Genomic DNA, 20091 nt, shown 5'->3' with positions numbered 1-20091 from the left:
CACTATTATTCTGCTTGACGCCCAACAAACGCAGCCACAATGGTGTCTTCCCCGAGTTGGCGTGAAAACACGTACGCACCTTGTTGTGGAATAGCGTGATGCATCCCAGCCCCCACGGCGGGATGGCGCTGTCTAAACTGTCCCACCCTGCGCCAATGATCCAATAAAGCAGTCTGCGCGACATTAGGCTGCCACACCATGTCTGAGCGTGTTCCTTGGTGAAAATCATCACCATAAGGTCCCAAATCACGCCCTACTTCATCACCGTAATAGACTTGTACCGCCCCCGGTGTCAGTAACAACGCATTGGCAGCACCGCGTTGCATACTGATATCTTTGAATCGACTGAAAAAGAGCTCGGTGTCATGGGAAGACATATAGCTGACTGGAATAAAATCGCTCTCTTTTTCCATGGTATCGGCATACACTTGATAGGTGTCTTGCATTTCACTGAGACAATACGCGCCCTTGTCCATCTGCTTTTGCAAATCAAAGTTAATCAACGCATCAAAGCCTTGATCGAAGTACGGGCTGCGATAAGCACGATGCCCCCACACTTCACCCATCATCCAAAATGGTTCAGCCGTCTTGTTGTTCGCGTCTTGCCATGTCTCCAACGCCGTAGATGCCTGTGATTTCAACGCCCGCCAGACGTCACCATCTACATGTTTAACCGTGTCGACGCGGAAGCCATCAATGCCAAAACGTTCAACCCATTGGGTTTGCCATTCGAGTAAGTAATCACTAACCGTATAGTTTTCTCGTGTTTCAACCTGCGTTCCTGGATTATCTAGCAACCACTGCGGCGGTGTCACTGTCTTGGTCGACTCCGTTTTAAAGTCAGGCAGTCCTGCCAAGGTAAGCGTTTCATCACTGGTTCCCGGCGCGTCATAGCCAGGCAACCCCGCACGCACCCAGTCTTTTCCCCACCACTGCTGCCAATTGGGGCTGTTATAGTTAATCGCTTGGTGAAAGTCATGCCAGCTTTGTCTGTCGCTGGGTTGCCAATCCTGCCACTTCTCTGGCAACCCCGAGTCATTCACGACCTCGATACTATCTTGCTGTAAATCAGCGAGGGTCGCATAGCCTGGATGGTTAACCACCGCATCTAGAAACACTTTCAACCCACGTTGATGGGCTTCCTCTATCAGTTTTTCGAGCACGGTGTCATCACCAAAGTTTTTATCGACCTGGGTGAAATCACGTGACCAATAACCATGATACGCATAGAAAGGAAAATTGCCGTTGCTACCGCCCCCAACAAAACCATGGACCTGTTCGACAATAGGCGATAGCCAGATCACATCGGTACCGAGAGACTGAATATAATCCAATTTATCAATGACTCCTTGCAGATCTCCCCCATGAAAGGTGCCTATGTTTTGCGCATTATCTTGGTGACGACCATAACTATGATCATTGCTCGGTTCGCCATTGTTAAACCTGTCCACCATCACAAAGTAGATATTGGCATTACGGTAACTAAACTCAGGATCAGGGGCATCAACCGGTGCCAATAGCACCAAACCACCACTTTTAGGCGCTGGCGTCAGCGTCACGCGTTGGTCATGCACAGTGGCGACCTGACCACTGAGCGCATCTTTTAGCTGAGTACCTTCAGGAAAGCTGTCGGCAAGATCAATCGTGACCGGTCCACCTTGGTACTGCTGGCATTGCACATCCGGTAAAGGCCGTTTAAAAGTGGAGGTCGTTTTTTTCGGCTCACGTTTAACGCTCAACGTACGCGTGTCCGGTTGATAGTAAAAGCCATAGTCACCGGCAAAACGAATGGTGAGATCAAAGGGGCTTGCTGTATTGCACGATAGGGGGATTGGTGTATTAAACTTGGCTTTCTCAGGCGTGTCAGCCTGACATTCACCTTCGATACCTTCTACGTTTATCTGATAGGTATTTTTATCTAATGTAAACACCGCAGGTGTGGCGGCATCTAGCGGCTGATTAAGCTGGGTCGTTGATGTCGTGATGGTAATGTGTGGTGCCGCCTGGATTGCCGCCGAGCTGAACGAAGCAACGATCGCCACGGCAAGACGCTGCCCAGAAAAAAGAGAGGTCATCATGATACTCCTTGCCATTTTTCCCTAGGGTAAAAAAATGGCAAGGTGTTGACATCATTCCTGTCTCTGCGCCTTCAAAGTGTGAGCGATGACAGTCTGGGGAGGAGTCTATTGGGATTGTGCCTCTTTATCTTTATCTTCATCGTCTTATCTTACTCACAAGACTCAACGCCCAATAGTTCCGCTATCTCTCCTGCCGGCGCTGGACGGCGATACAAATATCCTTGGCCAAAAGTACAGCCTAACTCTCGCAGGATGGCTTGTTGATGCAAGGTTTCAATACCCTCAGCGACCACGCCCATGCCAAGGCTGTCTGCCATCGCTATCATTGCAGAGACAATGGCTACCTCTTCTTCATCAGGGGACTGGCTTTGAATATCTTTTATAAAATGGCGATCGATTTTCAATTTAGAGATCGGGTACCGCTTCAAATACGCCATAGAAGAATAACCCGTTCCAAAATCGTCGATCGCAATGCCTACGCCTTTATCACGTAACTGCTCCAACACCTGTAACGCATTGGCTTGATTTTCTATTAAGGTATTCTCGGTAATTTCTAACTCTAAAAAACGCGGATCGGCACCCGTACGATCAAGAGCCTCAGACACTACTTGTGTAAAAGTGACATCCGCAAGGTTTCGCGGCGAGATGTTTACCGCCATGGAGATATGTACGCCTGCATCATGCCAACTTTTCAATTGTCGGCAGCCCGTCTCAACAACCCATCGCGTAATATCATGAATAATCGATCGTTCTTCTGCGACATCAATAAAGTGGAACGGTGACAGCAGGCCTCGCTCAGGGTGGTGCCAACGCAATAAGGCTTCGACCCCCACAATATCGCCTGTGACCAAATCGATCTGGGGCTGATAGTACAACTCCAGTTCCTCATTTTGCACACATTGTCGAAGCTCAACGGCGAGGCGCAGCTTGTGATTAGCCTCCACGGTAAGCGCATCATTATAAAACGCATAGGTGTTACGTCCGGACTTCTTCGCGTGATACATCGCAGAGTCAGCAAACGTCAATAGCTCTTCAGTACTGGAGGTATTATATGGGTATTGTGCGATGCCAATACTGACGCCAATTTGTGCATCAATACCGCCTTCTAAGACAAATAGACGGTTCATGGCGTGAATGACATCCTCGGATAAGCGAACACATGCGTGGTTGTCAGCATGAATCAGCCTAAGGATCACAAACTCATCCCCTCCGAGACGCGCCAACGTATCACCTTCGAGCAATAAGCCATACAAACGTTGACTGACCATCTTCAGCAATGCGTCTCCCACTGCATGCCCATGGCTGTCATTAACGAATTTAAACTGGTCGAGATCGAGAAACATCAACGCAAGCTGGTTACGCTGGGTTGACTGCATGCTCATGGCTTCGCGAATGCGAGAGGTTAACAGTAAACGGTTGGGTAATCCGGTCAATGAATCGTAGTGTGCCAAATCAATCAGCTTTTTCTCTGAGTCTTTGAGCTTGGTAATATCAGAGAACACACCAATATAATTAACTACCTCGCCCACTTCGTCTTTCACAACACTGATTGAGAGTAGCTGAGGATATACCACCCCATCTTTGCGTCGGTTCCAGATTTCACCTTTCCAATGTCCTTGACGGTTAATCTGCTGCCACATTTCAGCGAAAAAGCACTTATTGTGACGACCCGAGTTAAGCACCGATGGCGACACTCCCACAACATCTTCTTCTTGATAACCAGTGATCACGCTAAACCCACCGTTTACTGCAACGATGTAACCTTCAGCGTCCGTAATCAATACGCCTTCACTCGACTGCTCAAAGATTTTTGCGTTAAGCATCAGTTTACGTTCAATTTCAAGCCGTTCTGAGACATCATGGATCACTGAAAACAAGAGCTTGGCATGCCCGACCGTTATTGGAGATGAATGCACTTCTACCTGCCGAACATCACCATTTTTAAGTCGATGGGAGAAGATAAAATAGTTCTTTTCTCGCTGTTGCGCCTGCGACAGGCTTTCTTTAAGTCTTCGGTCCGTTTGAGTATTAATGTCGCTAATACGCATAGCCGTCAGTGTTGCATGGTCATAACCATAAAACCGCTGGGCACTATCATTGGCATCGAGAATATCGCCACTTTTAGCGTCGAGTAGCATCATCACTGCATCATGACGTTTAAAAATACTTCGAAATCGATAACTGTCATTGACCACTCGACCAATAGATTGGGCAAAACTACGACCCGCGTTATAACGGCCGTATAACCCCCCTAACCAAAAACCGAGAATGATCGACCCAACAACCCACACGGTCGGGTGTGCATGCAACCCTTTCCAACCTTCACGAGGCACGCCTAGAAGACGCCATTGGCCAGAGTGCAAGTTAAGTGTGACGGCTTCAGGCGAATGCGTTAATACCGACGTATCACCGTATATATTGGTAAATTCGGCGTTTGGCGTCTCTCTTTCTTGTAACACCGCGCGTACCGGTGCGGCTTCTTCCTCTTGAAAACTTTCGGAGAATAAGGCATCGATATCCAACACGGTGGATAACACGCCCCAGGGCAAGCCCGTTTTTTGATTAATAATGGATTGGCGTGCAATCAAGGCTGTGCCTCCTTGGATTAAGTCCACCGGCCCTGAGATGACCGGCTGCCTTGACCCATAGGCCTCGCGCACACTATCGAGTTGTTCGGGGAGCTCTCGATAATTGGTCCCGACTAATGACGCCTGTAAATTCTCCGGGAATACGTGACTAATTACCCAGTTTCGGGCGGCGCCAAAATTAAGGATATGTGGCGATTTCGCTTTGAGTTGGCCAGCAAAACGCGCAAATTCGTCTTGAGTTAAGTCGGGATTTAAACTGATATACGTGGTTAAACCATGACTTAAATCTATATTTTGCGTCACTTTTAATTCAATACGAGAACGGTAAGCCAGCAAGGTATTGCGGACTTCTTTTACCTCTTGATCATGTGCTTGCTGATACAGCCAAAACTCCACCGAGGCCACAGCGAAGACGAAGACCATGATGGAGATAAGCACATTGTAGATAAAGCCGACCCGTGCGGAGCGGCGTGCAACTTTATCAAGCGCCGATGAACCAGCTTGCTGCATAACGTGACATACCTTATCTCGCTCTACTCATGATTGAGCGAACATGAACCAAAAACCTCAGGTGTAGCACGTGATTATAAAGGGCACGCAGATAATCGCCAGCACTACAAAGCGGTTTCACAACATGATGTGTAGACAGTATGCTGAGGCACTACCTGTTTCACCAAGAAGTGACGCCTTCAAGTGGATTGATTAAACGCAACAACATACAACCAATAACAAACAAAGGAGTGCGCATGACAATCAGTCTAGAATACAGTTTTCTATTAGTCAGTTTGGGTGTCATCGCGGGTATCATCAATACGTTAGCAGGTGGTGGCTCTAATTTAACCCTGCCCGCACTCATGGTAATGGGCATGCCTGCCGATGTGGCCAATGCCACCAATAGAGTCGCAGTATGGCTGCAATGTGCCTCTGGCATGACAGGCTTTCGCCAGCATAACAAGCTCGATACCCAGGATATCATCCCAGTGTTAATACCTAACGTAATAGGTGGCTTATGCGGTGCTTTAGCCGCGGCTTGGTTACCGCCGAGTTGGGTTAAACCTTTATTGCTCGGCACTTTATTGACCATGACCGTCATCATGTTAATTAGGCCAGCCACCTTTGCTCCCCCCGCTGGCACGCCAGTAAAACACGTTTCTCAAACCCCCAGTGCTTGGGTTGGCCTACTGTTAGCGGGCTTTTATGGTGGCTTCGTGCAAGCAGGCGTGGGGTTTGTTTTGCTCGCCGCACTATGTGGCACCCTTAACTACGACTTGGTGCGAGGTAATGCGCTTAAATTGGCGTGTACGTTGGCCTTTACCACCCTCTCACTGGTAGTGTTTATTGCCGATGACCTCATACGTTGGGCGCCAGGGCTCATTCTCGCGATAGGAACCATGTTAGGGGCACGCATTGCGGTACGATTTGCTGTCTCAGCGAACCCAAAAGTTTTAAAAGTCTTTTTATTGGTGATGACCCTCGTCGGTTGTATCGCTGCATATACCTTTTAACGAAGCAAGTCATTTTGACGCCATCGAGGGAGGCAATGACTCGGTTGCTGCCATCATTGCCCAGCCGCCTTACGTGTCGTCGCTTCACGCTTTGGTTTAGACGTACGCTTACGGCTGCTGCTTGTACCCTGTCGTCGACGTTTAAACGTTCTAGCCGGCGCCGCTGGTAAGTCTTTTAACGACGGGGGAGGTGGGGCGATTTTTACCGTTTCAATCAACCCAGTGACTCTTTCCGTCAACGCGTGCATGAAGGGATGATAGGCGCATTGTTGGTCAGCCATGTCTTGCAGCTGACGCTCCCAGTCTGCAGTCATATCAGGGTAAGTGGCACTGTCTGGTAAGGCATCAATAAGTCCTTTCCCACTGGCGGTCGCATGCAGTGTTTTTCCTTGCCGGTTTAATAGGCTCCGTTTTACCAACAATTCAATAATACCGGCGCGAGTCGCTTCAGTGCCCAGCCCATCCGTTTCACGTAGAATATCCTTTAAAGCCTTGTCTTGTACATAACGCCCAATGCCTGTCATCGCTTGCAATAAACTCGATTCGGTAAATGCTGCGGGCGGCTCCGTCATGCAGTCTTTTATGTCTCCCCGCTCGCACTGCGCCTGCTCGCCTTTATTCATTAGAGGCAATGGTGCGGCATCACTTTCCATTGTTTTACTATTTGGCAATAGCGCTCGCCAGCCGGCCTGAGTTAGCACTTTCCCTTTGGCGATAAAACAGCCCCCAGCGATATCAAACACCAATTTTCCTTCCGCATATTCTGCCGGAGGGTAAAATTGCATCAGATATTGTCGCGCGACCAGCTGATAAATTTTCATTTCATCGTCAGATAGGTTGGCGGGGGCAGCTTTAGCCGTAGGAATAATGGCATGGTGTGCGCCCACCTTGGCATCGTTCCACGCTTTGCCTTTCTGTTTTGGATCCGCGCTATCACAAGCCTGATGGAGAACCTGACACCCTTTTCTAATCGCGTCCAATACCTTAGATGCCTCAGCAAAGTGACCCTTGGGTAAATAGCGGCAGTCAGAGCGCGGGTAGGTAATTAATTTGTGACGTTCATAAAGCTGCTGGCACACATCCAAGGCTTTTTGGGCACTAAAACCAAACCGCTTTGACGCATCAATTTGTAACGCCGATAAATTATAAGGCAGCGGCGCGGCTTGCTTACGTTGCTGGCGATCCGCTTCTATAACGGTAGCTGGCTGCCCAGCGATTCTGTTCGCCACATTTTCAGTTAAGGGACGAGACAGCACCCGGCCCTGCTCATCTTGCCATTTTGCACACGCTTCACTCGGCTGCCAACGTGCACGTACTTGGGTGTCTTGGTAAGGAATAAGCGCATCCAACTGAAAATAAGGATGGGGGACAAACCGTTCAATCGCTTGATCACGTCTTACAACAAGGCCGAGAACGGGCGTTTGTACACGCCCGACGGATAAGACACCGTGATAGCCGGCTTGCTTTCCCAATAAGGTATACGCCCGAGATAAATTCATACCGTATAGCCAATCCGCTCTTGAGCGCGCTAATGCAGAAATAGACAACGGGATATAGGTTTTATTGTCTTGCATTTGACTCAGTGATTTTTTAACCGCACTGACATTTAAATCACTGATCAGCAAGCGTTTAATCTTTGATTTTTTGGTGGCGCTGACATTGGCGTAATCAATGACTTCGTCCACAAGTAACTGCCCTTCGCGATCAGGGTCACCGGCATGGATCAGTTGATTGAATTGCTTAATCAGTTTTTTTACCACCGCCAGCTGACCGGATGCGGCTTTGCGTGGTCGTAACTGCCACCGTTCGGGCACTATAGGCAGATCGGCGAGGTTCCATTTTTTATAACGACTATCATAGACTTCCGGCTCAACTTGTTCGAGCAGGTGGCCAATACACCAAGTCACCACATCGCCCTGCCCTGTCTCTATGTATCCTTTATGGTTTTTATGAGGCTTAGGCAGGCCGGCGGCAATCGCGCGCCCTAAACTCGGTTTTTCCGCAATAAATAATCGTGCCATGACAAAGCCTCTTAAACAGTCGCTGACCGCATGGTATGCAAAGCCCGATCGGGGTGCAATAAAAAACCTGTACATATGCGGCTCTTCACCGGATGTGGTGGAAAGTGTTTCTTTTCAAGTTTTCCGATTAATTGGAAAATGAGGAAACACTCTGCACTTGAGCCCTGAATCAGATGAAAGATACAGCACTCTATCAAGCGATCCTTGGACTGATTCCGCCATGGACTGTCGACTCTGTCCAGGTGGATAAAACGAGCCAACGTATTACCGTGACTATCATGTACGAAAGTCATTCAAGCGTTGCTTGTCCAACATGCTCGAAAGCGGTAAGAAAGCATGACTCTCGAAAGCGGATATGGCGTCATTTGGATACATGCCAATACGAAACATATCTTGAGGCCCAAGTTCCACGTGCTGACTGTCCAAAGCATGGGGTTCAGACCGTTTCTGTTCCTTGGGCATCTCCTGGAAGTCGCTATACCGAACTCTTTGAGACAAAGATTATTGAAACACTTCAGTTCACTTCTCTTCTCTCTGTATCTAAAGCCTTTCGACTGAGTTGGGGAGCCATTGATCGGGTAATGAAAAGGGCTGTTTCACGAGGGCTCGCCCGGAGAAATTTAAATAAGGTAGAAGATCTGTTGGTAGACGAAACTGCCTTTTGCCGAGGGCATGATTATGTCACGGTGATGTCGAGCCGAACGGGCCAAGTTCTCGCTGTTGCCGACGGTAAAAGTGAACAAAGCTTAGCAAACTGCTATCGAGTGCTGCCTAACATCGCTAAACAACAGGTCCGCTCAGTCTCGATGGATATGAGCCAAGCTTTTATGAATGCAACCGAGTCCTTCTTTGGCTCACGCTCTAAACGCCTGATTGCAGTTGATCATTTCCACGTGGCAAAAGTGCTCACCAAAGCTGTTGACGATGTTCGCAAGCAAGAGGTTAACCGTCTACCGCCATACCTTAAACGAGAGTGCTACAGAACGCGTTATGGCTGGCTCAAAAGAAATAGAAACCTCACTGGTCGCTTGAGGGAGCGTATAAACAAATTGGCCAAGCTCATGATAGATACAAGCCTTAGCTGGTTGCTCAAAGAGCAAGCAAGACTAATCTGGTACGGAGGTTCGATCAGAAGCGCAAGGAATCAATGGCTAGAGTGGCTTGCTTTAGTTAAGGCAAGTGGAATTAAACCATTGATGACAGCAGCGGCGACAGTGAAAAAGCACTTACCAGCAATCCTTAATGCAATGCGGCTGAAGGCATCGAATGGCCTGGCGGAAGCTATAAATGCCAAAATCCAATACATGAAGCTTAGAGCTAAAGGCTTTAGAAACAAACAACGGTTCAAGACAGCGATACTGTTCTATTTTGGGGGGCTTGATATGACTTTCCACCATGAACGATGAAGAGCCACATATGCACAGGTTTTTCGAGGTGAGTGAGGTTTGTACCGGTTTAAAGATAGGTCACATATTTGCTGGCATCCCGCTTGGGTGCATTCGCAGGTGCGCAATCTGGCGTTCCTAAGTATAAAAAGCCAACAATCTGATCATCTCCCTCAACGGAGAGAGCCTCACGCACTGCGGGGTGGTAGGCAAACGCCCCCGTACGCCAAAAGCCCTGAAACCCTTGAGCGATGGCCGCCATTTGCATTGCTTGCGTCGCGCACCCTGCAGAGATGTGTTGCTCAATGCTCGGCACTTTGTCATGCACACGGGTGCGCGCAATCACGGCCACGACCATAGGCGCACGAAAAGGCGCATTTTTGGCATTCTCAACCGCTGCCGCGTCAGCACCATTCGCTTGCGCTGCCTCTGCTAAAATCGTCGAGAGACGCGTTAATCCCTCACCTTCACAGATAACAAATTGCCACGGCGTCAGCGCCCCATGATCCGGGGCACGAAGGCCTGCCTGAATGATATTTTCGAGTATCTCACCACTCGGCGCTGGCGCCGCTAATCGCGGAAGTGAGCGGCGTTGCAAGAGCAAATCAAGTGCGTTCATGGTTCGTCCTTTTTTAACCGTTAACGCTCATTGGATGAGCTGATCACTTCATACTAACATAAGCATCACTGGTTAAAGCCGCGGAGATGATACGGGTTTAAAGCGACAGTGCCGTCTCAATCCCTTGACGAATCGCACGCTTAGCATCGAGCTCTCCCGCATGTTCAGCCCCCCCAATGAGATGATAAGAAACACTGGCATCATCAAGCTGTTCAGCCAAGCGGCTGACTGATTCTTGGCCCGCACACAAAATAATCTGGGTCGCAGGAATCAAATGTGCCTCATCTTTGATACTGATATGAAGCCCGTCATCATCAATTTTATGATAACTGACTCCACCGATGAGGTTGACTCCGCGTTTTTGCAGCGTTTTCCGATGAATCCAGCCGGTCGTTTTCCCTGGCCCTTTACCCACACGCCCTTCACGGCGTTGCAATACCCACACTTGCTTATCACTGAGCGTATCATGCCCAGGATAAAGCCCCCCTTCATGAGTGATCGTTTTATCGATCCCCCATTCATTGAGCCAGGCATCTAGGTCTTGATCTTGGGGCTCGGTGATCATGGTCGCCACGTCTACGCCAATACCACCAGCACCAATGATAGCAATGTGGCTACCTAATTCAGGTTTTTCACGGATAAATGTTTGGTAATCAATGACTTTAGGGTGATCTATTCCCTCTATTGCTGGACGACGAGGCTTCACGCCCGTTGCAACAACAATGTCATCAAAACTGCGCAGCGTTTCCACGTCTACATCCTGATTAAGCACAGTGGTGACGCCCGCTCTATCCAAACGCCGCAAATAATAGCGAATGGTTTCTTTAAACTCCTCTTTTCCCGGAATCTCCATCGCTAAATTGAACTGACCACCGAGACGCTCAGACTTTTCGAATAGGGTCACATCATGACCCCGCTCAGCGGCTTCGGTGGCACAGCTAATACCTGCCATCCCGCCCCCTATCACCGCCACTTTTTTGACTTGGCGCACTGGTGTTGCGACTAATTCCGTCTCATAACAGGCTTTAGGGTTGACCAAACAGCTCGCGCGCTTGCCTTTAAATACGTGATCGAGGCATGCCTGGTTACAGGCAATGCAAGTATTGATGTCATCCGATTGATCGGCTTTCGCTTTGGCAACGAAGGCCGCGTCAGCTAAGAATGGACGTGCCATTGACACCATATCCGCTTGGCCACTGGCCAGAATCGACTCGGCAACCTCTGGCGTATTAATTCGGTTACACGTCACGAGAGGAACCGACACTTCCCCTTTTAATTTTTCCGTCACCCAACTGAATGCACCGCGTGGCACCTGAGTCGCAATAGTAGGAACACGAGCTTCATGCCAACCAATCCCCGTATTGATAATAGTAACACCCGCTTTTTCTAAGCCTTTTGCCAGCGTTACCACGTCCTCAAAGGTATTGCCTTGCTCAACCAAATCCAACATAGATAAACGGAATATAACGATAAAGTCGTCCCCAGCGGCCTGACGAACCGCGCGCATCACTTCTACCGCAAATCGCATTCTATTTTCGACTGGCCCGCCCCACTGATCATAGCGACGGTTGGCACGGTGACAGAAGAATTGATTGATCAGATATCCTTCAGATCCCATGATCTCAACGCCGTCATACCCGGCTTCTCGAGCAAGCACAGCACTACGACCAAAGGCTTTAATGGTGCGCCAAATCGCCCGCTCGCTCATTTCAAACGGAGTAAACTTACTGATCGGTGCTCGGATCGCGGAGGCACTTTGAGCGAATGGGTGAAAGGCGTAGCGTCCCGCATGTAAAAGCTGTAGCGCAATTTTACCACCGTGAGTATGTACGGCTTCGGTAATAGCACGGTGTGCACGAGCTGCCCGTGCAGAACTAAACTGGGCGCTAAACGGCGTCAGGCGGCCGCGAAAGTTGGGCGAGAAGCCGCCAGTGACAATCAACCCTACATCACCTTTGGCTCGCTCGGCATAAAAGGCGGCTAGCTTTTTAAACCCATCGTTTGCTTCTTCGAGTCCGGTATGCATTGAACCCATCAGGACACGATTTTTTAGGGTGGTAAACCCAAGATCGAGCGGGGCTAGCATGTGGGGATAAGGGTGCTGTTCCATTGCTTGCTCACTTATTGTTTGTGGTCTGACCAGACTATAGCGCTGACAGACACGTGATTTCAAATACTCGTTTACAAACTGGCAACATAGAATGATGAATTATTGATCTCGGTAGGACTTTAGCTCGGTATTGGAAGGGGTAGACGCGCTGCATAGCCTATCGATCTTGGCTGTGATCAGCTAGGATATCAGCGACATGCACTGATGGATTCAAGTATGAAAAAACTGTTCCGCTTTATCGCCTCCCTATTTCGATGGTTATGGCGTGCACTAAGCTTCGTTAGACAGCTTTTGCTAAACGTCCTTTTTATAGGCGTGATTGTGGCCGTTTATTTTGCCTTAACCTCAGAAACGCCATTAACACCCAAGAAGTCAGACTCCGCACAAGTTGCACAAACGGAGCAGGCACCTCACGCCCTATTGCTCAATATCGATGGTCCGATTGTTGAACAACGCCAGCGGCTAAGTCCTATCGATACGTTATCTCGCAATGCACTTGGTCAACCGATTGAAAGCGAGAACGTACTGTTTGACATCGTGGATACCGTGCGTCATGCCGCGACCGATGAACAAATCAACGGTTTAGTGCTGAGCTTGGGCGATATGCCTTCAACAAGCCTGACCAAGCTACGCTATATTGCTAAAGCAATCGACACCTTCAAAGATAGCGGTAAACCGGTGATTGCTATCGGCGGAACCTATAGTCAAAGTCAGTATTACTTGGCCAGTTATGCCGATGAAGTCCTGATGTCGCCGGATGGTATGGTGATGCTACAAGGTTATGGCAGCTATAACCTCTATTGGAAAGACTTACTGGATAAACTGGATGTCACCACACACGTGTTCCGCGTGGGGACCTATAAATCCTTCGTCGAACCGTATACACGTAACAATATGTCAGATCCCGCGAGGGAGGCTAACCAAGCATGGTTATCCCAGATTTGGGATGCGTATGTGAGCGATGTGGCGGAAAATCGAGGCATTGAACCGAATGTTCTCTCTCCTACTGCCGCTCAGTTACTCGCTTCCTTGCGTGAGTTTGATGGAGACTTTGCTGCCCTGTCCGAGCACGTGGGTATCGTGGATAAGCGAATGACTCGCCAGCAAATCCGCCGTTATCTAGCAGAGAAGTTTGGCAGCGACGGTAAAGACAGCTTCGAATACACCGGCTATTACGATTACCTACCAAAAATACAAAACAGCTTTAGTCTTCCCGGCAGTAATAACATTGCCGTGGTAGTCGCTAGCGGACCCATCATGGATGGACTTCAACGTCCGGGGACGGTGGGCGGCGATACCACTGCAGCACTACTGCGTGACGCTCGCCTCGACGACAGTGTTAAAGCCGTGGTGCTGCGTGTCGATAGTCCAGGCGGGAGCGCCTTCGCCTCTGAGGTGATCCGCAATGAGGTGGATGCCTTAAGGGAGGCGGGCAAGCCGGTTGTAGTATCCATGTCGAGCGTCGCCGCCTCCGGTGGATACTGGTTGTCTGCGAGTGCCGATCGTATCATCGCCCAGCCCACCACCATCACTGGGTCAATCGGTATTTTTAGCCTGTTCACGACCTTTGAGAACACGCTCGATGATTTGGGGGTGCAGTCGGACGGTGTAGGTACCACACCCTTTGCGGGGGTAGGTCTCACCCGAGCACTCCCTGATGATGTAGGTGAAATCATGCAATTAGGCATTGAGCATGGCTATCACCGCTTCTTATCTCTGGTCAGCAACCACCGCGACATGTCGATGGAAGAAGCGGATACAGTGGCGCAAGGCCGAGTATGGACGGGCCAAGATGCATTGAACCTCGGTTTGGTCGATTCGTTGGGTGACTTTGACGACGCCGTATCAACGGCCGCCGAGCTGGCAGGCATTGATGACTACCAGCTGGATTGGATGCAACAACCTCTCACGCCGTTCGAGCAATTTATCAACGATATGCTTGGACAAAGCATCAACGTGTTTGGTGAAACGGTGCAAGCCAATGTGCCTGTTATCGCGCGTCAGTTAGCCGCCTCACCTGAATGGCAATCATTGACTTTGTTGGAGAAGTTTAATGACCCACAAGGTCGTTATTTGTTCTGCTTAAATTGTCAGTACCAGTAGGATCCACTCGCCCTGGTCGATTGGCCAGGGCCCTTCCCCTATTTTTCTTCCATTCTGTGTGCCACTCGGTATCACCGATGTAATCGTTACATGTATACTGTGCACACGCTCATTTAATGCAGATTTGACATGATGGAACGTAAACATATTTATATCGCTTACACAGGTGGCACGATCGGTATGCAAAAGTCCGATCACGGGTATGTCCCTGTGTCTGGTTTTCTTCAACAACAGTTGGAGAAGATGCCCGAATTCCATCGTCCAGAAATGCCGCTTTTTACTATTCATGAGTACGAACCACTCATTGATTCATCGGACATGACGCCAACGGATTGGCAACGGATTGCGGACGATATTGGCGAGAATTATCACCATTACGATGGCTTTGTGATCTTACACGGCACCGACACCATGGCTTATACCGCCTCAGCCCTGTCGTTCATGTTAGAAAACTTAGAAAAACCAGTGATCGTAACGGGTTCACAAATTCCAATCGCAGAATTGCGCTCAGACGGGCAAGCGAATCTGCTTAACGCACTGCACATTGCCGCTAACTACCCGGTCAATGAAGTGACCTTGTTCTTCAATAACCAACTTCTTAGAGGAAACAGGAGTACCAAGTCTCATGCGGATGGGTTCAATGCGTTTACATCACCCAACCTGCCAGCGCTGCTTGAAGCCGGTATTCATATTGAAGTGAAAGCCGATAACCTTAATCAACCCTCTCAAGGACCATTTAAGGTGCACACCATTAGTGATCAGCCCGTTGCGGTGATCATGATGTACCCTGGCATCTCACCAGACGTGGTTAGAAACGCCCTGAAACAGCCTGTTAATGCCATGATTTTACTGACGTTTGGTGTCGGCAATGCGCCTCAGCACCCCGAACTGCTTGATTTGCTCAAACAAGCCACCGAACGTGGTGTACTGGTGCTGAATTTAACACAATGCTTGGCTGGTCGCGTCAATATGGGCGGGTATGCAACTGGATGCGCACTGGCCGATTCGGGGGTGCTCAGTGGCTACGACATGACACCTGAAGCGGCACTGGCTAAGCTTCACTTTCTACTTAGCCAGTCACTCCCTTTTGAAACACTGCGAACCTGGGTGCAAAAAGATCTTCGTGGCGAGCTCAGCTATTATTGAGTAGGCCACAGACTCACCAATTCACTCAGTGTGTGACGCCGGCAAGGTCGCCGGCTGTTTTATTTGCTAACGTATAAACACGGTCAAGCATTGAGCTTTGACGGCAGATAGAAGGAGCGCACAATGAGGGTATTGCATGGTGACTCACTCTCCCCCCATACCAGAAAAGTCGCGCTAGCACTAAGGTTCAAACAACTCACCTACCAGCTAGCGCCGACGTCACCCTTTGAACAGCATGAACGTGTCATGCATCATCCCCCCATGCAAACCGTGGTGGGGCTAGCTGATGGGCTCGACACCCTATACCAGGATACGGTCATCGCCGCTTATCTTGATGATACCTACCCTGACCCGTTACTTTATCCTGGTAATCCGACGTATCGAGCCAACATTCGTTGGGTAGAATGGTTCTGTCGTTACCAACTTGATCCTTTAATTACCGATATTTTATTTTATCAGCGCGTCGTACGCGGTCATCTACTTGGAAAAGATATTGACCATCAAGCGGTTAATTATGCCTTAGAAACCCTTCCTGACTGTTGCCACTACCTTGGCGAACGAGTGAAAGTAATGCCAACTCAAACCATCACAATGGCAAGTATTAGTGTTTGGAGCCTGTTTCGCTGCGCAGAGATGGCAGGGATGGTACTCGACGACCGATTTACAGTGCTTCGAGACTACCTCGCGGAGCTTGGGCAACACACACTATTTGACGACTATGCGCAGGAAGAGAATCACCAATTGACACCGTTTTTTGCCAGTCCCATTAGCCTAAGTATGAATTAAGCCAGACTACATTCAACATCCTAAAGCACTAGAAAAAGGCTTCTTATTCTAGTGCTTAGTTTCAATATCAATACGTTTTTCATCTGGGGTCGAAAACTCTCGCTTCAACTCAGCTTTCGACTTCCACGTAACATTCCCCCTTTAGCAACCGTCATATGCTGGGGCTGATGATTGTGGCGCGATTGATAGAGCATGACCGCTTGCAATGCTTGATCGCGTTGAGTTTGATTTAGCACCGTTCCATCCGGCCATTTCCCAGTTTCTACCGCATAGCACAGACGATCATAGACCTCAGGTGTCATAGCTTGTAGTACTTGTTCAATATCCATCATTACCTCGTTATCGTCCTCATCCACTATTATGCCTGATTTTTACTGGTAGACGGCATGGTCGGTTAAGTGCGCTTTATCACGCTTTAGAGCATCAACTACCCTTAAAGATGACGTATACTCAATGCAGTTCACTCAGGATACGATAAACCATGGATTTACGATTACTCTCTCGATGTTTTTACCCGTTAGGGTTGGCTGCGGGTTTGCTGCTGTTAACCGGCTGCGACGGCGCCCCTACAACCACCCAAGTCTGCGAAACGCATCCGGAACTGTGTGAAGGGCTGAACACGGGAGACGGACAGTGCCGATTTGAACGTTCAGATCTGATTTTTGATCGCTTAGCCGTTTATCAAAATCCTTCCGATCTCAATAAGCTGAGCGAACTAAAGCAAACCAAGCTCTACCTACGCTGTATGGAGCTTGTAGCAGAGATTGAACCAACAACACTGAAAGAACGTAAAACTACGCGTACGGAAGCGGTCTATCATGCCTACGACTCGATCACGCGGTTAGAATCAGAGCTTGAGGCGTCGTACCAACCTCCGGTTATTTACTATCGTTGGTCACAAGGTGATAACAGTGCGCTGCCACAATTTTTAAAATTAGAGGGGACACGGCACTTAGAAACCCCCCAATTACAACTGGGCCTCGCGACCTATTACGTCTCTCGTGACAAACCCAAAACGGTTCGAATTTTACTGCATACGTTGGAACTTTATGACGGTCACGACAACACCGTGATGAAAAACGTGATCCCAGAAGCCATAAAATCACTCGCAACCACCAACCATGCGCTAAAACGCTTTGAACATGCGTATTTATGGGCAAAAGTGGGACAAAGTTACAATCTTCCAATTGCTAGCGGTGATCGACTTTCGAGGCTCTACACACTCACGGAGCAACAAGAAAAGTCACTACAGACACTGGCATTTAAAATATCGGCTGCGATCGATGATGGTGACTTCCAGGCCTCGATGCTCGCTCCCCTGTCCACGCAAGCAGAGCCTCCACCGACTTAAACTCACGCTCTCAACCTCAGCAACACGCGCTACCAGGCGCGCGTTGCTATCGCCTTCCTCTCATTCACCCGCTTGTCATACCACTTGGGCTTTCGCGATCACCGTTCTGCTTCTACGCTATCAGATACCAGCTGTCGTCCTATGTCCGTAGATATGATCTTTGCGCAAAGTGGTTAAAGACAATACAGGCATGGTCGCAAGGGTGCCAAATGTTTAGGTGATGTAAAAAAAATCCGTACTTTTTTTTGATTTTGAACAATTTTGGCTGCGATTACCCTTGCATGGCGGGGTCCTATTCTGTAATTTTACTACCAGTTTAATCTCACTAGAAATTAAGTTGTGGAGCAACATAATGACTATCAAAGTAGGTATTAACGGTTTTGGCCGCATCGGCCGCTTCGTATTTCGTGCTTCTGTAGAGCGTAACGACATCGACGTGGTAGCAATCAACGATCTTATCGACGTTGAATACATGGCTTATATGCTGAAATACGATTCAACGCACGGCCGCTTCAATGGCACCGTTGAAGTAGAAGGTGGCAACCTTATCGTTAACGGCAAGACCGTACGCGTCACAGCTGAGCGCAACCCAACAGACCTTAAATGGGACGAAGTTGGCGTTGACGTTGTTGCTGAAGCAACCGGTATCTTCCTCACTGACGAAACAGCACGTCAACACATCCAAGCGGGTGCGAAGAAAGTTGTTCTGACAGGTCCATCAAAAGATGCAACACCTATGTTCGTTATGGGCGTTAACCACAGCGATTACGCAGGTCAAGACATCGTGTCTAACGCATCTTGCACCACTAACTGCCTAGCACCTGTTGCGAAAGTACTGAACGATAAGTTCGGTATCGAATCGGGTCTAATGACTACCGTTCACGCAACCACAGCAACCCAGAAAACCGTTGACGGTCCTTCTGCGAAAGACTGGCGCGGCGGCCGTGGTGCTTCACAGAACATCATCCCATCTTCAACTGGCGCAGCGAAAGCCGTGGGTAAAGTATTGCCAGAACTTAACGGCAAACTGACTGGTATGGCGTTCCGTGTGCCAACTGCCAACGTTTCTGTGGTTGACCTGACTGTTAACCTTGAAAAAGCAGCTTCTTACGAGCAAATCTGTGCGGCGATGAAAGAAGCGTCTGAAGGTGAGCTGAAAGGTGTACTCGGTTACACTGAAGATGCCGTGGTATCTCAAGACTTCATCGGTGAAGTTCAAACGTCTGTGTTCGATGCGAAAGCAGGTATCGCACTGACTGATAACTTCGTGAAAGTGGTTTCTTGGTACGACAACGAAATCGGCTACTCAAACAAAGTATTGGATCTGGTTGCACACATCGCTAAGTAATGCGCATGTAACTACCCCATACGTCAAGGCGGCCATTAGGCCGCCTTTTGTCTATCGGGCCCTGAGCGGCAATCTCACTTTCTGTGAACGTTTCTTTGGATAACTTATAGAAAAAACTTACCCAAGAGGATCAGGCTATGACTCTCCCCTCTCTGCATGTTGAGCGCCAATTATCTGCGTCTGTCGATCTGTGCTATCGCCAGTCCGTTCCTATTCTTCGTGTTGCCCACCCATCTTGTTCAGCCACTATCAGTTTATTCGGCGGACACCTGATCACTTTTGCCCCCTCTGGTGAAAAATCGCTAACCTGGATGAGCGACAACGCTATCTACGATGCCAAAACCCCATTACGCGGCGGCGTACCGATTTGTTGGCCATGGTTTGGCAACACAGGACAACCTTCACATGGCTTTGCTCGACGCCAAATGTGGCAGTTGGCCAAAATTGAAGAAACTCCTGAAGGCGCGACCATTCAGCTGGAATTATTCGACTCTGAAGCCTCACGGGCGCTGTGGCCGCATCGCTTCCACGCGACGGTAACATTTACCCTGACCCACCAAGCCGACATTGCGCTCACCGTGACCAATACCGACAAACACCCTTGGACAATGGGTGGCGCCTTGCACAGCTACCTCGCGGTGGAAGATAGCGAGCAGGTCAACGTGGAAGGTGTCGGTTGTCAGTATCTCGATAACTTTGCAGCAGGCAAGCAATGCCCTGCACCAGGGAAAGTGACCTTCCAAGAGCCGGTTGACCGAATTTATACGGGTGCCAAAGAGACACTGACTTTAACCGATCCGCTTGGTAACCGTCGCCTTAAGGTCAACAATCGCGGTGCCACCAGTGCGGTGATCTGGAATCCAGGCCAAGCGGCTGCCGTGAAGATGGCGGATATGGAAGACAACGGATACCTCAAATTTGTTTGTATCGAAGCGGCCATTGAGCAGCCCACCCAAGTTGTTCATCCCAGACAAAGTTACACGTTAGCAACCCAGTTGCTGGATGAACGTTATCAAGGCTAAGTCCTTTTCACAGGCCGTTCAGCACCGGC

Annotated in this window: 13 protein-coding genes and 1 pseudogene; 8 read left to right on the top strand and 6 right to left on the bottom strand. The window is 49.2% G+C overall.

What is annotated here, in order from left to right; genetic code table 11:
- Positions 1–5: 5 nt before the first annotated feature.
- Complete coding sequence (locus BUQ98_RS01830; protein ID WP_083605169.1) at positions 6–2093, bottom strand: alpha-amylase; 2088 nt, start codon at positions 2091–2093, stop codon at positions 6–8.
- A gap of 134 nt (positions 2094–2227) precedes the next feature.
- Positions 2228–5176 (bottom strand): bifunctional diguanylate cyclase/phosphodiesterase, encoded by a 2949-nt coding sequence (locus tag BUQ98_RS01825; RefSeq protein WP_074212234.1) that lies wholly within the window; start codon positions 5174–5176, stop codon positions 2228–2230.
- 236 nt (positions 5177–5412) lie between these two features.
- On the opposite strand from BUQ98_RS01825, the gene BUQ98_RS01820 reads away from it, so the two are divergent.
- Complete coding sequence (locus BUQ98_RS01820; RefSeq protein WP_074212233.1) at positions 5413–6171, top strand: sulfite exporter TauE/SafE family protein; 759 nt, start codon at positions 5413–5415, stop codon at positions 6169–6171.
- Positions 6172–6224: 53 nt separating this feature from the next.
- Here the strand turns inward: BUQ98_RS01820 and BUQ98_RS01815 are convergent, their stop codons facing one another.
- On the bottom strand, positions 6225–8192 hold the full coding sequence (locus BUQ98_RS01815; RefSeq protein WP_074212232.1) for a DNA topoisomerase III: 1968 nt from the start codon (positions 8190–8192) through the stop codon (positions 6225–6227).
- A gap of 173 nt (positions 8193–8365) precedes the next feature.
- On the opposite strand from BUQ98_RS01815, the gene BUQ98_RS01810 reads away from it, so the two are divergent.
- Positions 8366–9598 carry an ISL3 family transposase gene (locus BUQ98_RS01810; protein WP_074212231.1) on the top strand — a complete coding sequence of 411 codons (1233 nt, stop codon included), beginning with the start codon at positions 8366–8368 and terminating at the stop codon, positions 9596–9598.
- Positions 9599–9647: 49 nt separating this feature from the next.
- Here BUQ98_RS01810 and BUQ98_RS01805 read toward each other — a convergent pair whose 3' ends face one another.
- On the bottom strand, positions 9648–10196 hold the full coding sequence (locus BUQ98_RS01805) for an NAD(P)H nitroreductase (protein WP_074212230.1): 549 nt from the start codon (positions 10194–10196) through the stop codon (positions 9648–9650).
- 97 nt (positions 10197–10293) lie between these two features.
- Entirely contained in the window at positions 10294–12306 is a 2013-nt protein-coding gene (locus tag BUQ98_RS01800; protein ID WP_074212229.1) for an NADPH-dependent 2,4-dienoyl-CoA reductase, read from the bottom strand.
- Positions 12307–12522: 216 nt separating this feature from the next.
- Here BUQ98_RS01800 and sppA point away from each other — a divergent pair, with 216 nt between their 5' ends.
- The 3 genes from sppA to BUQ98_RS01785 all read left to right on the top strand — a co-directional run bounded on the left by sppA (position 12523) and on the right by BUQ98_RS01785 (position 16341).
- Positions 12523–14409, top strand: a complete 1887-nt coding sequence (sppA, locus tag BUQ98_RS01795) for a signal peptide peptidase SppA (RefSeq protein ID WP_074212228.1) — start codon at positions 12523–12525, stop codon at positions 14407–14409.
- 132 nt (positions 14410–14541) lie between these two features.
- The gene (ansA, locus tag BUQ98_RS01790) at positions 14542–15555 is read left to right on the top strand and encodes an asparaginase (protein WP_074213543.1); all 1014 of its coding nucleotides are present in this window, start codon (positions 14542–14544) and stop codon (positions 15553–15555) included.
- A 123-nt stretch (positions 15556–15678) separates the two neighbouring features.
- Positions 15679–16341: a glutathione S-transferase family protein gene (locus BUQ98_RS01785; RefSeq protein WP_074212227.1), complete on the top strand. Its 663-nt coding sequence runs from the start codon at positions 15679–15681 to the stop codon at positions 16339–16341.
- Between the two features lie 48 nt (positions 16342–16389).
- Here BUQ98_RS01785 and BUQ98_RS01780 read toward each other — a convergent pair.
- Positions 16390–16670, bottom strand: a pseudogene (locus BUQ98_RS01780) (YeaC family protein).
- 152 nt (positions 16671–16822) lie between these two features.
- On the opposite strand from BUQ98_RS01780, the gene BUQ98_RS01775 reads away from it, so the two are divergent.
- The 3 genes from BUQ98_RS01775 to BUQ98_RS01765 all read left to right on the top strand — a co-directional run bounded on the left by BUQ98_RS01775 (position 16823) and on the right by BUQ98_RS01765 (position 20062).
- Entirely contained in the window at positions 16823–17692 is an 870-nt protein-coding gene (locus BUQ98_RS01775; protein ID WP_074212226.1) for a DUF2989 domain-containing protein, read from the top strand.
- A 352-nt stretch (positions 17693–18044) separates the two neighbouring features.
- Positions 18045–19040, top strand: coding sequence for a type I glyceraldehyde-3-phosphate dehydrogenase (gap, locus tag BUQ98_RS01770; RefSeq protein WP_074212225.1), 996 nt, complete (start codon positions 18045–18047; stop codon positions 19038–19040).
- Between the two features lie 137 nt (positions 19041–19177).
- Entirely contained in the window at positions 19178–20062 is an 885-nt protein-coding gene (locus BUQ98_RS01765) for a D-hexose-6-phosphate mutarotase (protein WP_074212224.1), read from the top strand.
- Positions 20063–20091 lie beyond the last annotated feature (29 nt).

It is taken from the genome of Salinivibrio sp. ES.052, assembly GCF_900141775.1.
Classification (GTDB): domain Bacteria; phylum Pseudomonadota; class Gammaproteobacteria; order Enterobacterales; family Vibrionaceae; genus Salinivibrio.
Note: the sequence above shows the minus strand (reverse complement) of the source record. Positions and strands in the feature narration are given on the sequence as shown.

Bases quoted from the DNA above. Each gene is read 5' to 3' on its own strand.
- BUQ98_RS01830 (WP_083605169.1), bottom strand. From the start codon at position 2,093: ATGGCAAGGAGTATCATGATGACCTCTCTTTTTTCTGGGCAGCGTCTT.
- BUQ98_RS01825 (WP_074212234.1), bottom strand. From the start codon at position 5,176: ATGCAGCAAGCTGGTTCATCGGCGCTTGATAAAGTTGCACGCCGCTCC.
- BUQ98_RS01820 (WP_074212233.1), top strand. From the start codon at position 5,413: ATGACAATCAGTCTAGAATACAGTTTTCTATTAGTCAGTTTGGGTGTC.
- BUQ98_RS01815 (WP_074212232.1), bottom strand. From the start codon at position 8,192: ATGGCACGATTATTTATTGCGGAAAAACCGAGTTTAGGGCGCGCGATT.
- BUQ98_RS01810 (WP_074212231.1), top strand. From the start codon at position 8,366: ATGAAAGATACAGCACTCTATCAAGCGATCCTTGGACTGATTCCGCCA.
- BUQ98_RS01805 (WP_074212230.1), bottom strand. From the start codon at position 10,196: ATGAACGCACTTGATTTGCTCTTGCAACGCCGCTCACTTCCGCGATTA.
- BUQ98_RS01800 (WP_074212229.1), bottom strand. From the start codon at position 12,306: ATGGAACAGCACCCTTATCCCCACATGCTAGCCCCGCTCGATCTTGGG.
- sppA (WP_074212228.1), top strand. From the start codon at position 12,523: ATGAAAAAACTGTTCCGCTTTATCGCCTCCCTATTTCGATGGTTATGG.
- ansA (WP_074213543.1), top strand. From the start codon at position 14,542: ATGGAACGTAAACATATTTATATCGCTTACACAGGTGGCACGATCGGT.
- BUQ98_RS01785 (WP_074212227.1), top strand. From the start codon at position 15,679: ATGAGGGTATTGCATGGTGACTCACTCTCCCCCCATACCAGAAAAGTC.
- BUQ98_RS01775 (WP_074212226.1), top strand. From the start codon at position 16,823: ATGGATTTACGATTACTCTCTCGATGTTTTTACCCGTTAGGGTTGGCT.
- gap (WP_074212225.1), top strand. From the start codon at position 18,045: ATGACTATCAAAGTAGGTATTAACGGTTTTGGCCGCATCGGCCGCTTC.
- BUQ98_RS01765 (WP_074212224.1), top strand. From the start codon at position 19,178: ATGACTCTCCCCTCTCTGCATGTTGAGCGCCAATTATCTGCGTCTGTC.